The sequence below is a fragment of the Halomonas ventosae genome, assembly GCF_004363555.1.
In the GTDB taxonomy this organism is placed as follows: domain Bacteria; phylum Pseudomonadota; class Gammaproteobacteria; order Pseudomonadales; family Halomonadaceae; genus Halomonas; species Halomonas ventosae.
On the sequence record NZ_SNZJ01000005.1, the window covers coordinates 17,769 to 32,165 of the forward strand.

The following is a 14,397-nucleotide window of genomic DNA, read 5'->3' on the forward strand; positions in this document are numbered from 1 at the left end:
GTGTTGTTCTCTAAGGGTAGACCGCCCAACCCTAGCGAACGCTTGGTTGGGCGGCAATCCCCTCTTTTGTCGGGATCAGCTGTAGACGTGGAAGCCGCGGCCACTCTTCCGACCCAGGTAGCCGGCGGCCACCATGCGCTTGAGCAGTGGGCAGGGGCGATACTTGGGATCGCCGAAGCCCTCCTGCAGCACCTCCATGATTGCCAGGCAGACGTCCAGGCCGATCAGGTCGGCCAGGGCCAGCGGGCCCATGGGATGGGCGGCGCCCAGCTTCATGGCCTCGTCCACCGCCTCGGGGGTGGCGGCGCCCTCCTGCACCAGGAAGGCCGCCTCGTTGATCATCGGCACCAGCAGGCGGTTGACCGCGAAGCCGGGCGAGTCGCCCACCGGCACGGCGGTCTTGCCGAGGTCGGCGGCCAGCTTCTCGATGCGCGCCACGGTGGCGTCACTGGTCTGCTCGGCGCGGATCACCTCGACCAGCTTCAACACCGGCACCGGGTTGAAGAAGTGCATGCCCACCACCCGCTCCGGGCGCTCGCAGACCGCCGCAAGCCGGGTCAGCGACAGCGAGGAGGTGTTGGAGGCCAGTATCGCCTCGTGGGTCAGGCGGCTCAGGTCGCGGAACAGCTTCTCCTTGAGCGCCGGCTGCTCGGGAGCGGCCTCGATGATCACCTCGCAGTCGCGCAGGGCGTCCAGCGCGGTGGTGGTATCCAGGCGCGCCAGGGCCGCCTCCCGGTCGGCATCGCCGAGCTTCTCCTTGGCCACCAGCTTGCCCAGGCCCTTGTCGATGGCTGTCCGGGCACGCCCGAGCTGCTCGTCGGCCACGTCATAGAGCTTGACGGCGAAGCCGCTGGTGGCCAGGACCTGGGCGATACCCTGGCCCATGGTGCCAGCGCCCACCACGCCGATCGGTTGCTCACTCATTGCACTCTCCTCGATATCGAAAGACTTAATGCTTGCGCGCTTCGTCGCGCAGCACGAACTTCTGGATCTTGCCGGTGGAGGTCTTGGGCAGCTCGCTGAAGATCACCGTCCTGGGCGCCTTGAAGTGCGCCAGGTGCGCCCGGCAGTGGTCGATGATATCGGCCTCGGTGACCTCCCCGTAGCCCACCTTCAGCTTGACGAAGGCGCAAGGCGTCTCGCCCCACTTCTCGTCGGGCTTGGCCACCACCGCGGCCTCCTCCACCGCCGGGTGCGAGTAGATGCAGTCCTCCACCTCGATGGTGGAAATGTTCTCGCCGCCGGAGATGATGATGTCCTTGGAGCGGTCCTTGATCTCGATGTAGCCGTCGGCATGCCACACGGCCAGGTCGCCGGTATGGTACCAGCCGCCCTCCAGGGCCTGCTCGGTGGCCGCCTCGTTCTTGAGGTAGCCCTTCATCACGTTGTTGCCGCGCATCAGGATCTCGCCGATGGTCTCGCCGTCCTTGGGCACCGGCTCCAGGGTGTTGGGGTCGGCCACGCAGAGCGCCTCGAGCATGTGGTAGCGCACCCCCTGGCGGGACTTGAGCTTTGCTCGCTCTTCCATGGGCAGTTCGTCCCAGGCGGCGCGCCAGGCACAGGAGGTCACCGGGCCGTAGACCTCGGTCAGGCCGTAGACGTGGGTGACGTCGATGCCGAGCCGCTCGACGCCGGCGATCACCGAGGCGGGCGGCGCGGCGCCGGCGGTGGTGACCTTCACCGGGTGGTCGAAGTCGCGCTTGTCGCCGTCCGGCAGGTTGACCAGGCCGTTGAGCACGATGGGCGCGCCACTGAAGTGGGTCACCCCCTCGTCGGCGATCAGGTCCATCACCTTCTTCGCTTCCACCTTGCGCAGGCAGACGTTGGTGCCGGCGGCGGCGGCGATGGTCCAGGGGAAGCACCAGCCGTTGCAGTGGAACATCGGCAGGGTCCAGAGATAGACCGGGTGGTGGGGCATCGCCCACACCAGGATATTGCTGGTGGCGTTCAGGTAGGCGCCGCGGTGGTGATAGACCACGCCCTTGGGCTTGCCGGTGGTGCCGGAGGTGTAGTTGAGCGAGATCGCCTGCCACTCGTCCTCGGGCAGCCGGTAGGGATGGGCCGGGTCGCCCTCGGCGAGCAGCGCCTCGTACTCGAGCTCGCCGATGGCGCGCCCCTCGGGCAGGAACTGCTCATCCGCCACGTCGATGACCAGCGGCTTGCGCTCGAGCTCCGCCACCGCCTCCTCGATGACGTCACTGAACTCCGGGTCGACCAGAATCGCCTTCGCCTCGCCGTGATCGAGCATGTAGGCGATGGCCTCGGCATCCAGGCGGATGTTCAGGGTATTGAGCACGCAGCCCGCCAGCGGCACGCCGAAGTGGGCCTCGAACATCGCCGGCACGTTGGGCAGCATGGCGGCCACCGTCTCGCCGGGCCGGATGCCGCGCCGTTCCAGCGCCGAGGCGAGCCGCCGGCAGCGCTCCCAGGTGGTGCCCCAGTCGCGGCGGATCTCGCCGTGGATCACCGCCGGGTAATCCGGGTAGACCGAGGCGGTGCGCTCGATGAAGGTCAGTGGCGAGAGCGCCACGAAGTTGGCGGGGGTCCTGGGCAGGCCCTGCTCGAAGATGCTCTGGCTCATGGGAAGGCTCCGTGAGGTGGTCCGGAAAGCATGCCGCCGGCACGTGCCGGCGGCGAAGGCGTCAGTGGGCGGCGGCGTCGAAGGCGGCGAGGCTCGCCATGCCGGCCTCGATCACCGCGCGCTGGGCGCGGCCCACCGGCAGCCACTGGCGGATGGCGTAGTCGGCGGCCTGGCGCTTGGCCGTATAGAAGGGTTCGTCGCGGCCGTTGGCGATGGCCGTGGTGGCGACCAGCGCCGCCCGGCCCATCTGCCAGGCGCACAGCACATGGCCGGCCAGGCTCAGGAAGGGAGTGGCATAGGCCTGGACGGCATCGGCGCCGCGCTCGGGGTCAGCGCCCGCCTCGAGCAGCGTGGCCATGGCGGCACGCAGGTCGGCGGCCCCGCCGGCGAGCGCCTCGCCGAGAGGCGCCAGCTCGGTGGTCGCCGAAAGCGCCCGGGCGGTCCCTTCCACCTCGTCGATCAATTGGGTCAGGGCCGCACCGCCGTCGCGCTGCAGCTTGCGCCCGGCCAGGTCCAGGGCCTGGATGCCGTTGGTGCCCTCGTAGATGGGGGCGATGCGGGCATCGCGCAGCAGCTGGGCGGCGCCGGTCTCCTCGATGTAGCCCATGCCGCCGTGGACCTGCACCCCCAGGGAGGCGATCTCCACCGCCTGGTCGGTGGAGAAGGCCTTGACCACCGGGATCAGCACGTCGACCCGCGCCTGGGCGGCGCCACGCTCGCTCTCGTCGGCGGCGTGACGGGCCACGTCGAGCTGGGCGGCACAGAAGAGCGCCAGGGCCCGCAGGGCGTCGGTACGGGCGCGCATGGAGAGCAGCATGCGGCGCACGTCGAGGTGGTCGCTGATCGTGCAGTCATTACGCCCGGAACGCGGGCTGCGCCCCTGGACACGATCCAGGGCATAGGCGAAGGCGTGCTGGCAGGCACGTTCGGCCACGCCGATGCCCTGGATCCCCACCTTGTGGCGCGCCTCGTTCATCATGGTGAACATGTGGTTGAGGCCGCGGCCCTCCTCTCCCACCCGATAGCCGATGGCGCCGTCGTTCTCGCCGAAGCTCAGGGTGCAGGTGGGCGAGCCATGGATGCCCAGCTTGTGCTCGATGGCCGCGCAGGTGACGTCGTTGCGCTCGCCCAGGCTCCCGTCCTGATTGACCAGGAACTTTGGCACCAGGAACAGCGAGATGCCCTTGTTGCCTTCCGGGGCGTCCGGCTTTCGCGCCAGCACCAGGTGGATGATGTTCTCGGCGGCATCATGCTCGCCCCAGGTGATGTAGATCTTCTGGCCGAACAGCCGGTAGCTGCCGTCTTCCTGGGGCACGGCGCGGGTGCGCACCTTGGAGAGATCCGAGCCCGCCTGGGGCTCGGTGAGGTTCATGGTGCCGGTCCAGGTGCCCTCGACCAGCTTCGGCAGGTAGGTGGCCTGCTGCTCGTCGCTGCCGTGGTGGGCCAGGGCCTCGATGGCGCCGGCGGTGAGCATCGGGCACAGGCCCAGCGCCATGTTGGCACCGTGGAGCATCTCCTGCACGGCGCTGGCCACCACCTCGGGAAGCCCCTGGCCGCCCAGCGCCTCGGAGACCCCGATGCCGTTCCAGCCGCCCTCGGCGTAGGCGCGGTAGGCCTCGGCGAAGCCGTCGGGGACGCTCACGCCGCCGTCATCGCGGCGGGTGCAGCCCTGGCGGTCGCCGCTGGCGTTGAGCGGCGCCCAGACCTCGCCGGCGAGCCTCGCAGCCTCCTCCAGCACGGCCTCCACCAGGTCAGGGCTGGCTTCCTCGAAGCCGGGCAAGGCGAGCGAGCCATGCTCGAGCATCTCCTCCAGCACGAAGCGGACGTCACGGACGGGGGCAGCATAGGGGATCATGGGTCACCTCGGGAAAAATGATAGCCACGATAGTAGATTCACTACTTTTCGTTAACCATTAGCCCTAAGTCGACCCCGGACGCGAACGAGCCCGCTACCGGGCAGCGGGCTCGTGGAGGATGGCAAGTGGAGGGAAATTCAGGGGCGCGAGATATTGCCCAGGGCGGCCTCCTCGGGGGTCGGTTCATCGTGGAAGTAGGCGATGTGCGGCTCGTCGGGTGGCGGCGGGCCGACCAGCGGCTCGGCCACCGCCACCTCGGGCACGGCCCCGGCAAGGTCCTCGACGTGCTCGTGCTCGATGGCGCCCTGCACCAGCTCCTCGGTGATGGCGAGCTCGGCCCCCGCCGCCGACATCGGCGTGCTGGGCGAGAAGGGTGCCACCGGCAGCGGCGCCGGACGCACGCTGCGCCGCCAGCCGAAGAAGGCCACCAGGATCAGGCCCAGGGCGCCGAAGGCCCAGAACAGGCCGGCATCGCCCAACAGGCTCATCACCGGGGAGACCAGCGGCGGGCTGAGCGCCGAGCCGATGGCGTTGATCAGCAGCAGGCCCTGGCTCATGCGCACCAGGGCGCCCGCCGGGGCGCGGTCGGCGGCGTGGCCCACCGCCACCGGGTAGAGCGAGAAGACGCCACCGCCGAGCAGGAACAGCAGCCCGGCCAGGATCCACGCATTCATCGGCAGCCACAGCACCGCCGCGGAGATCAGCGTGCAGAAGGCCCCGATCAGGATCAGCACCAGCTGCCGATCATGGCGGTCCGACCACCTCCCCACCGGGTACTGCAGCAGCATGGCACCGAGCACCACCACCGCCATCATCTGGCCGATCCGGTCGACTGGGAGGCCGGTGCGCTGCAGGTAGAGCGGCAGCAGGGAGTAGACCGCGGCCACCGCCAGCCCCGAGCCGAAGCTGCCCATCACCCCGGTGGGGGTCAGGGTGACCAGGCGCAGGGGGGAGAGCGGCTCGGCCTTCTCGATCAGCGGGGAGACCCGCGGGATCATCGCCATGGGCAGCACCGAGAGCGAGGCCAGCATGCCGATCACCATGAACGACGCCGCCCCGCCCATGGCCTCGGTGACCCCGAGCAGAAGCTGGCCGAGCACGCCGGCGGCGTAAAGAGAGATCATGTAGAGCGCCAGCAGGCGGCCACGCACCCTGGCATCGCCGGAGGCCAGCAGCCAGCTCTCGATCACCAGGTAGACGCCCACCGTGGCCCAGCCGCCGATCAGGCGCAGGGCGAACCAGGCCCAGGGCTCGTCCACCAGCCCCTGGAGCAGCACGGTCACCGCCACCAGGGAGGCGAAGCTGCCGTAGGCGCGGATATGGCCGATGCGCAGCAGCAGGCGGTCATTGAGCATGGCGCCCAGCGCCAGGCCGATGAAGTAGGCCGAGGAGACCCAGCCGATCACCACCGGCGATTCGCCGGCGGCGTCCAGGCGCAGGGTGATCACCGTGGCCAGGAAACCGTTGCCGATCCCGAGGATGAAGAGCCCCAGCAGGGGGGCCAGGGCCATGGCCAGCAGTTGCCGCGACATGAAGGGCCTCACAGCAGCAGGTGATAAGGGAGAAGCGTGGCAGAGAGTGCCGTGGAGCGCCTGCTCTCGGCATCGGTTACGACGCTCGCGGCATCGTGAGCGCGCGAATCATACTCCCGGCCGGCGGCGAGTCAATCGATTTGTTGCGCCTGGCCAGCCTCCGACGACAGGGCTCGTCAGGGCCTGTCGATGGTAGGCGTAACCCGTGCGGCTTTACCGCTCGCTCCAAGGCTTCTGAAATGAGTCATCTCGTCGCCATGTGACACCGCTTCATCAGGCGGCTTTTTACTTCTTGACTTCCACTTCGACAAAGGCGAAAGGCTCCTTGCCATCGTTGATGACGTTATGCTCCGTGCCCTCGACTCGCGTATAGCAAACACCAGCCTCGAGGGTGACCACGCGCTCTCCCTCGGGCGTTTCCAGTCGCATCCGACCGTCGGTTAACGGAATGATCACATAGTCATGCTCATGGCGATGCCAGCCCGTTTCCGACCCGGGAGGAAAGTCCCAGCGGGTCACGATCACCTGACTATCGTCGATTTGAAGTTGGCTCACGGCCTGTGCTCTCTGCATGGCAAGACTTGCCTCCTTTCTCTTAACGCTGAACGGTTATCTGCCGTCTTCGAACCACACTGCCGCCACTCACGTCTGGCGATCCCGCAGTTCGCTGGCGGAATAACCGAACCGCCTGCGAAACGCACGGCTGAACTGCGCCTGCTCCGAGAACCCCCAGCGGTAGGCCACCTCGCCGATATTGACTCCCACGGGTAGCGACTCGAGTTCGCGATGTGCGGCCTCCAGCCGCTGAGAGCGTATCCATTCGCCCACCGTATACCCCGACCCTGCAAAGAGCTTGTGCAAGTAGCGCAGGGAAATGCCGCAGAAATGGGCGATGCGAGCAGGGGACAGCTCAGGATCGCCCAGGTTGGCCGAGATATAGCGCTCGATCCGCATCAGGTGGGCGGTCTTCAGATGCGACTGGTCGCTGTTCAGCACCCGTTCGTCCTGATCCAGCACCATCGACAGCATGCTCAGGGCCTGCTCGAACAGGCGACTTTGATCTTCCACGCTGCAGTCGTTCACATGCTGCGAGCAGATCTTCAGGAATTCGACGAAGGCACAGCCGATACCCTCCTGGGCGGAGAAGCAGTGCTGCGAATAGCGTTCCGGACGCCGAATGCGGGACCTCATCGAACCCTCGGGTACCTTGAAGACCCACATGTCGTTCGGTGTTGCATAGCCGAACCGATAGGGCGCATCGCCCTGTTCGACGATGAAGTGGCCCGGGGGGCAACTCAAGCTTCTTCCATGCTGGGAAAAAAACACCTTTGCCTGTAGCGGGATCGTCACCAGAAACGAGGCCTGGCTATCCTCGGCAATCTGCGAGCGCGATCGGGAGTACTCAGCTCTGTCGGAGGTGAGTCGCGACAGGGAGTAGTCACTACCCGCTGCCTTCCAGAGCTTGAGCGCCCCCTGGAAGGCGTCTTCCTTGTGGCCACCGTAGTTCAGCGTCAATGGAAAGTAAGTGTCGGAAATGATCTGCGTCCAGCGATCCTTCGAGTTGGAGCTTAACCGTTTGTCGGGCCTTGTGGCTCCACCAGCCCTTGTCGGTCTGGCGTATCCTGGCAACTCGGCGGTGCCTGGCATTGTCGTCGTTGTATTCATGCCATTCCTCTCTCTGCTCACGCACCATGTCTGAGCGTATCGCAACGAAGACGAGACTCCGGAGGCCCGGCCCCACCTGATCAGGCCAAGGACCTACCGAAGTCTCCCCGTTCACGTCAGCGATCGCAATATCACGTCCAGTAACTGGATGAGCGCTTGGCCAGCGAGTCACGATACTGTTGAGTGGACTTCTCCAGCAGCTCGCCAGTGCCCCAGTCCAGCACCACGCCGTAGCGACGAATCACATCCAGGGCATTCAGTTCGCCATCCCGATACTGCTTGGCGACGTCCTCAGGAGGTGCCTGCAACCACTCGCGCCGATTTCCCCGGATCCACTCACGAGCCTTGGCCGTGCGCTCGGCGTTGATCTCATAGTCGTCGATATCAGGATCGTTGACTTGGATCACCACTCCGTAGTCGCACTCCGCGCGCTCGACAGACACATAGCCATCGATCACATCCTCCAGCACCGCTTCCGCCTCGCGCTCCAGCGGGTCACCGAATCCACCGCCACCCGCCGAGGGACGTGTAAAAGTATCACCGGAACGTACCGTCACGTTAGAGAAGGTGGCACCCAGGTATTTCTCATCCGGCGTCCCCTTGTTGATCCACACCCCGTGCGGCACGGAGGGGAGCCCACCATTCACCCCCCAGGTCACCGAACGACCGCGGTCACAGCAGTAGCTCATCACCGTCTTGTCGACCTGGGTCAACTTGCCCCCCTTCTCGACACCGCAGCCGCCGCGGAAGCGGCCTGGCCCGGCCGAGTCCATGCTGATCTCGTGGCACATCGTCAGCACGGGGTTCAGCCTCTCCTGCCCTTCCACCGGCTGAACCGCCAGCCCGGTGCCGAACACTGGCGAGGTGGCCGACGAACCGTCCTTGGTCTGACGCCCGCCCCAGCCGCCGGCCATCCAGTCGTACCACATGAAGTAGTCGCCGCTGCCGGTCCGCCCATCATTACCCCCGATCAGTAGATACTCCAGGTTGAAGGCACAGGCCATCGCACGCTCCGGCATGACCCCGCTCCACAGCTCGAAGATGCCGTTCATAACCTTCTCGTAGGGGCCGGAGCAGAAGCCGGTGACAGCATGAGGCCAGCCCGCGTTCACCACGCTGCCCTCTTCACCGATATTGGCCGTCACCGCGCGATAGAACCCGGAGTTAAGCGGAACGTCGGGAAAGAAGGTCTTGGTACCCGCGTAGATGGCGGAGTGAGTCGTCCCGTAGCTGGAGTTGAGAAAGGTGGAGACCGCAGGCGCCGAACCCGACAGGTCATAGTGAATGCCGTTGCCATCCAGCGTCAGTTTGATGCGAATGGGCACCATCCCCTCGCCCAGCGCAGGGTCGGCATCGATATAGTCGACCGTCTCCCACTCGCCCTTCGGCATTCCCGCCAGGCTCTTGAGCACAACCCTCTCGACATAGTCCTGGGTCTCCTGCATGGCCGCCACGACGGTGGCCTTGGAGTACTTGTCGACCAGGCGGAGAACCTCACGCTCACAGACCGCCGTGGCCTCTGCCTGGGCCTGCAGGTCCCCCAGGGCCTGAGCCGGGGCACGGGTGTTGGAGACCAGCAGCTGGGCGACATCGTGCAGGAAGACGCCTTCCCGCCAGACACGTACCGGCGTGATGCGAAGCCCCTCGCTGAAGTGGGTGCTGGCGTTGACGTCGAAGGAGCCCGGCACACTGCCGCCGATATCCGCCCAGTGCCCCTTGTTCTGGGCAAAGCCGATGATCTCCCCTTCGGAAAAGATCGGGCGAATGAAGCTGACGTCGTTGAGGTGCGTACCGCCACGATAGGGATCGTTGATGGCAAAGACATCACCGGGGTGAATATCGCCTGCAAACTCCTCGAGCACCGCCTTGCACTGGAAGTGCAGGGTGCCGACGTGTACTGCGATGTCGCCGCTTCCCTGCATGACCGTGTTGCCCTGGGCATCGCACAGCGCGGAAGAGAAGTCGCGCGAGTAGATGACGAACGAGTAGCAGGTGCGCAGGATCTGCTCGCTCATCAGGTCGACGCTCGTGGCGAAAGCGTTCTTGAGGACTTCGAAGGTGACCGGATCGAGAGCGTTATCCTTGTTGGTGTGTGCCATGCTCATGCTTTCTCTCCCGACTGAATCAGTTGAATGCGAATGTTCTTCCACTCATCGATCGACGCCACCGTATCGGGCGGTACCACGGTGGTGGAGTCCAGCTGGTCGATAATGGCAGGACCGGAGAACTCGAACCCTACCGGCAGGGTTGCCCGGTCGTAGACCGGTGTCTGGTGCCACTGCCCCTCGAAGTACACCTCGCGGTGCGCATGCGGCTCTGCTTGAGCACCAGGCTGCCGCTCGCTGCGTGCAAACGCCGGCTTGGGCGTCTTGCCCACGGCACGCAGGTGAAGCTGGTAGATCTCGACGGGGAGCGCATTCTGACGGAAGGAGAACTGCCGCTCATGCTCCTTATGGAACCTCTCGATGGCATCCTCGAGTGATGCGTCGCCGCTGCCCATCGCCACCTGCAGCGAGCGCCACTGCCCCTGATAGCGCATAGAGATGCCACGCTGCAGAACCACATCGGCATCGGCGACGCCTTCGTGGTGCAGCCGGTCCACCGCTTCGTCCTCCAGCGACCGGAACTGGCGGTCGAGGTCTTCCAGGTCGGCACTGTCCGCCGCCGCGGTATACATCATCGAGAGGTCGTGCTGGATATCCACCAGCAGACACCCCATCGCCGAGGTCACCCCGGGGTTGGGGGGCACGATCACCGCCGGGATGCCCAGTTCCTTGGCCACTTCGGCACCGTGCAGGGCACCGGCACCGCCAAAGGCGATGAGGGCGAAGTCACGCGGGTCCAGGCCGCGGCGGATCGACACCAGACGCACCGCATCGGCCATGTTGGCATTCGCCACCTTGATGACCGCCTGCGCCGCCTCGGCCATATCCAGCGACAGCGGCTGGCCGACACGCGCCTCGATGACCTGGGTTGCCTTGTCCCGGTTCAGCTCGAGCGCGCCGCCGGCAAGTACGGTCCCCAGACGGTTCAGCGCGAGGTTGGCATCCGTATTGGTAGGCTCCGTGCCGCCGCGCTCGTAGCAGGCCGGACCGGGGTCGGCACCCGCGGACTGCGGCCCGTTACGCAGGGCGCCGGCGATGTCGATATGCGCCAGGGAGCCGCCGCCGGCACCGACGGTCAGCACCTCGATGCTCGGGAACACGATGGGGTGGCCATACTCCACTCCCCACTGCTTGGTCACGCGCAGCTCACCATCATGGATCAGCGAGATATCGGTCGAGGTGCCCCCCATATCTAGCCCAACAGCATTCCGATAACCGCACTGCTCGGCGATATGCTTGGCGGCGATCGCCCCCGCGGCGATACCGGATGCCGCCAGGCGGACCGGGAAGTGCTTCGCCATGGCCGGGGTCATCGAGCCGCCACCGGAGTGCAGCAGCAGCAGGTCGTTGTCGTAGCCACCCGCACTCAGCTCATCGTCGAGCTGCTTGACGTAATCCGAGACCAGCGGCCCCAACACCGTATTCGCCACCGCGGTATTGAAGCGGTCATGTTCGAATATCTCGGGCAGGATATCCGATGACGTCGAGACGCTGGCCTCGGGAATCTCCTCCTCGAGGATCTGCCGCATGCGCTTCTCGTTCTGGGCGTTGGCATAGGAGTTGATGAAACACACCGCCACCGTGGTGGCGCCACGCCGTTTGAGCTTGCGGGCCAGGAGACGGGCCTCCTCCTCATCCAGCGGGGTCAACACCTCACCGGCGTAGTCGACGCGCTCGGTCACTTCGAAACGATCGCGGCGGCGGATGTAGGGCCCACTCACGTCCTCGTAGGCATCCCAGAGGTTATCCTTGGTGCCGTCGCGAATCTCGATCACATCGCGAAAGCCCTGGGTGGTGACCAGTGCCGCCTTGGGAAAGCGACGGGTGATCAGCGCGTTGGTGGCAACGGTAGTGCCGTGAAAGAACAAGTCCACGTCCGACAGGTCGATCTCGCCACGCCGCACCCCATCGATCACGGCCTGCTTGGGGTTGCTTGGCGTAGAGGGAACCTTGGTGACGCGGAACTGCTGAGTATCTTCATGGTAGATACAGACGTCAGTAAAGGTTCCGCCGGCATCTACGGCGACTCTTAGCTTGGACATAGTGATTACCCTCTTGTTGTTGAGGCTGTTGTTGTTGCAAGTGCTTTATTTATCTTTCTGTTTCAGCAAGGAGTACGAATACCTTGGGTCATGTTGCTGTAATCAGGGGGGAAGAGTCGCGACTGACGCAATCCTGGAAGATTCAGTCGCGACCGATCCGATGGCTACTTGAGGCTGGCCACGTACCACTCCTCCTTGGCGACACGAAGGCCCAGCGCATAGGTCACGTAGGCGCACAGGAAGGTGGCCGGCGCGGAGAACCCGGATATCGAAGGAAGTTGCATGATCACGATGCCGAGCAACGCGGCTCCGCACCATGCCATCAGCCCACAGGGGTTAAAGGCAGGGATATAGGCGTTGTCCAGTTCCACATGGCCATTGAAGCGGTCCTGATAGGTGCGGGACAGAATGTGTGCCAGAGCAACTCCCACCCAAGCCACCACGAAGACACCCTGATAAGCCAGGGCCTGAAGGATGTAGGAGAAGACATCCGCCATCATCAACACATAAGCGATCACGCCTATCATGCAGCCCGCCAGCACCTTGGACAGGCGAATACCCGTCACCTTGCGAACAAAGGATTCGAAGTTGACGGTCGCGAGATAGAAGTTGGCCGTGTTGATACGACTCTGGGTCACCCAGACCAGCAACAGACCGCCTACCCCCATCAGCTCAAGAAGGCCCAGGACGATGGAGGCCTCGGATAGCCCATCCGTGGGGATCATGGAATCGAGAAGGATGCCGACGACACCGCTGAACAGGAAGGTCATGGCATAGAAGGGAACGCCGAAAGTGATGCGGGCATGAAACCCCGAGTCCTCCTTGCGTCCAAAGCGCGCATAGTCGAAGGTGAACATCATCAGCACCCAGACGCCCATGTAGTAGGCAAAGGTGTGCAACCAGCCCCAAGGGGAAGCACCACCTTCCGGCACAAGGGTCAACCAGCCCGACGGATACCCGAACTCGGCCACTGCCATGCCAACGGCAACCAGCATGCCAATCACATAGACTGGCAACAGCACCCCATTAAACTTGTCCAGCCAATGTTGCACGCTGCCGAATATCAAGGCGACACCGAATATAACCACAATTGCCGTGGCCAACGGCATGGAGAGGCTTCCACTCCACTCCGACAGCACCAGTGCCATGACATAACCTTCAAACACCGCGTAGTAGAGGGCGGTTGCAAAGAATATCAGCGTCGCCACGACGGCACCGAAGTGGCCGAAAAGCACCTTCGAGAAAAGCGCAACGGTCAACCCCGTCTTCATGGAGTAACGGCTGATGATGCCATTGATCAGGCCATAGGCAATCACCGTCAAGACAATGCCCAGCAAGGCATTAGCAGTTCCATAAGTGCGCGCCATGGCGGCTGCCACCACCATATAGAAGATCGCGCTGCATACCGCCCACCAGGCCATCATCAGATTGGCACGCGGCATCCTGCCTTCTGCCGGAACGGGGCGTTCAGAAAAATCGAGGTCTTGAGCCTCACTGTTCGTGGTTTCTTTCATCGTTTTCTCCATTGTTATTGTGCGCCCTGTTTTATCATGCTTAATCACACATACTTCGTTAGCATGTAAGCCCCACAGGGACAGACTAATAAATCACCGGACCAGACGATCTCGCATGCACGGCTGTTATTATTGAAATGCCATCTCGGTCTGACAACCGGTCGGTACCCATACACAATAGGCACGAAGAGCAGAGAAGCGTTTGTCGTGAGATGCACTGTCGATTGGCATGGCGTGCACCCCCGCCGAGCGTCACGGGTATACACAAAGGCCACTTCCGCGCAGCTAATCATTAGCCGGAAAGAGAAGGTTTAACTTTATTAGAGTTATCTATGTAACTTGTTGCACGGGGGGATGCCTGGATCGCCGCCGATCCATCAGCGCCGCTGCAGCAGGGCCACGTCGGCCGCGGGAAACTCGACCCGCATCTCCAGGTGACTCGCCAGCCACACGAAGGTCGCCTCGCTGAAGAAGACTACATGGGTGGGGTCGAGGATGTAGTGCCAGCGCGCGAAGGCCGCCTGGTCGGTGACGCGCTTGGTCATCACCCCCAGCCAGCCGCCGGCGGGGAGCAGGCCCGCCAGCCGTGCAAGCTCCTCCCCCGGCGCGAAGAGGTGCTCGGCGACCTCGCTGGCGGTGATGAAGTCGTAGGTCTGTTCGAGCACCGACGCTTCAGGCGCATAGAAGGGGTCGTAGATCGCCATGGGGTGGCCCGCCTCCTCGAACATCACCGACAGCGTCGGCCCCGGCCCCGAGCCGAAGTCGAGCCCGCGGGCCCCGGGAGCGAGGCGCTCGTTCACGGGGTCGAAGAGCCGCGACAGGAAGCGGCGATAGCCCGGGTCGTGCGGCGAGTTCTCGTGCTGGTCGTAGACCGCCCTCTCCGCTGCCGGCCCGGGTCGCTGGCCGGGTGGCACGAACACCAGGGCGCAGCGCCGGCAGCGATGGTAGTCGCGCCGGCTATCGCGGTGAAAGTGTCCGGTGTCGGTGGACGCACATAGCGGACAGGTCAGCATCATCGTATCCTCTGTGCCAGAACAAGCGCTCCCAGGATTCCCCTGCTCTCTCCAGAACCCCGCAAGCCAGAACCCCGCAAGGAGACCCG

General features: G+C 64.6%; 10 protein-coding genes. All 10 read right to left on the reverse strand.

Features of this window, described 5'->3' with window-relative positions; genetic code table 11:
• Positions 1-75: 75 nt before the first annotated feature.
• Entirely contained in the window at positions 76-924 is an 849-nt protein-coding gene (locus tag DFP85_RS05375) for a 3-hydroxybutyryl-CoA dehydrogenase (RefSeq protein ID WP_133635283.1), read from the reverse strand.
• A gap of 25 nt (positions 925-949) precedes the next feature.
• Entirely contained in the window at positions 950-2,581 is a 1,632-nt protein-coding gene (locus DFP85_RS05380; protein ID WP_133635284.1) for an acyl-CoA synthetase, read from the reverse strand.
• 61 nt (positions 2,582-2,642) lie between these two features.
• On the reverse strand, positions 2,643-4,436 hold the full coding sequence (locus tag DFP85_RS05385; protein WP_133635285.1) for an acyl-CoA dehydrogenase: 1,794 nt from the start codon (positions 4,434-4,436) through the stop codon (positions 2,643-2,645).
• 138 nt (positions 4,437-4,574) lie between these two features.
• Complete coding sequence (locus DFP85_RS05390) at positions 4,575-5,969, reverse strand: MFS transporter (protein ID WP_133635286.1); 1,395 nt, start codon at positions 5,967-5,969, stop codon at positions 4,575-4,577.
• Between the two features lie 285 nt (positions 5,970-6,254).
• Positions 6,255-6,542 (reverse strand): cupin domain-containing protein, encoded by a 288-nt coding sequence (locus DFP85_RS05395; protein WP_133635287.1) that lies wholly within the window; start codon positions 6,540-6,542, stop codon positions 6,255-6,257.
• Between the two features lie 69 nt (positions 6,543-6,611).
• Positions 6,612-7,634 (reverse strand): helix-turn-helix domain-containing protein, encoded by a 1,023-nt coding sequence (locus DFP85_RS05400; protein WP_208108454.1) that lies wholly within the window; start codon positions 7,632-7,634, stop codon positions 6,612-6,614.
• Positions 7,635-7,765: 131 nt separating this feature from the next.
• A complete protein-coding gene (locus DFP85_RS05405; protein ID WP_133635288.1) occupies positions 7,766-9,739 on the reverse strand; it encodes a hydantoinase B/oxoprolinase family protein in 1,974 nt (657 codons plus the stop codon).
• On the reverse strand, positions 9,736-11,781 hold the full coding sequence (locus DFP85_RS05410; RefSeq protein ID WP_133635289.1) for a hydantoinase/oxoprolinase family protein: 2,046 nt from the start codon (positions 11,779-11,781) through the stop codon (positions 9,736-9,738). Before DFP85_RS05410 ends, DFP85_RS05405 begins: the two co-directional genes overlap by 4 nt.
• A gap of 164 nt (positions 11,782-11,945) precedes the next feature.
• Positions 11,946-13,295, reverse strand: a complete 1,350-nt coding sequence (locus DFP85_RS05415; RefSeq protein ID WP_133635290.1) for a purine-cytosine permease family protein — start codon at positions 13,293-13,295, stop codon at positions 11,946-11,948.
• Between the two features lie 377 nt (positions 13,296-13,672).
• Positions 13,673-14,311 carry a class I SAM-dependent methyltransferase gene (locus tag DFP85_RS05420; RefSeq protein WP_133635291.1) on the reverse strand — a complete coding sequence of 213 codons (639 nt, stop codon included), beginning with the start codon at positions 14,309-14,311 and terminating at the stop codon, positions 13,673-13,675.
• Positions 14,312-14,397 lie beyond the last annotated feature (86 nt).

Coding starts and splice junctions, on each gene's coding strand:
- DFP85_RS05375 (WP_133635283.1), bottom strand. CDS start 924: ATGAGTGAGCAACCGATCGGCGTGGTGGGCGCTGGCACCATGGGCCAG.
- DFP85_RS05380 (WP_133635284.1), bottom strand. CDS start 2,581: ATGAGCCAGAGCATCTTCGAGCAGGGCCTGCCCAGGACCCCCGCCAAC.
- DFP85_RS05385 (WP_133635285.1), bottom strand. CDS start 4,436: ATGATCCCCTATGCTGCCCCCGTCCGTGACGTCCGCTTCGTGCTGGAG.
- DFP85_RS05390 (WP_133635286.1), bottom strand. CDS start 5,969: ATGTCGCGGCAACTGCTGGCCATGGCCCTGGCCCCCCTGCTGGGGCTC.
- DFP85_RS05395 (WP_133635287.1), bottom strand. CDS start 6,542: ATGCAGAGAGCACAGGCCGTGAGCCAACTTCAAATCGACGATAGTCAG.
- DFP85_RS05400 (WP_208108454.1), bottom strand. CDS start 7,634: ATGAATACAACGACGACAATGCCAGGCACCGCCGAGTTGCCAGGATAC.
- DFP85_RS05405 (WP_133635288.1), bottom strand. CDS start 9,739: ATGAGCATGGCACACACCAACAAGGATAACGCTCTCGATCCGGTCACC.
- DFP85_RS05410 (WP_133635289.1), bottom strand. CDS start 11,781: ATGTCCAAGCTAAGAGTCGCCGTAGATGCCGGCGGAACCTTTACTGAC.
- DFP85_RS05415 (WP_133635290.1), bottom strand. CDS start 13,295: ATGAAAGAAACCACGAACAGTGAGGCTCAAGACCTCGATTTTTCTGAA.
- DFP85_RS05420 (WP_133635291.1), bottom strand. CDS start 14,311: ATGATGCTGACCTGTCCGCTATGTGCGTCCACCGACACCGGACACTTT.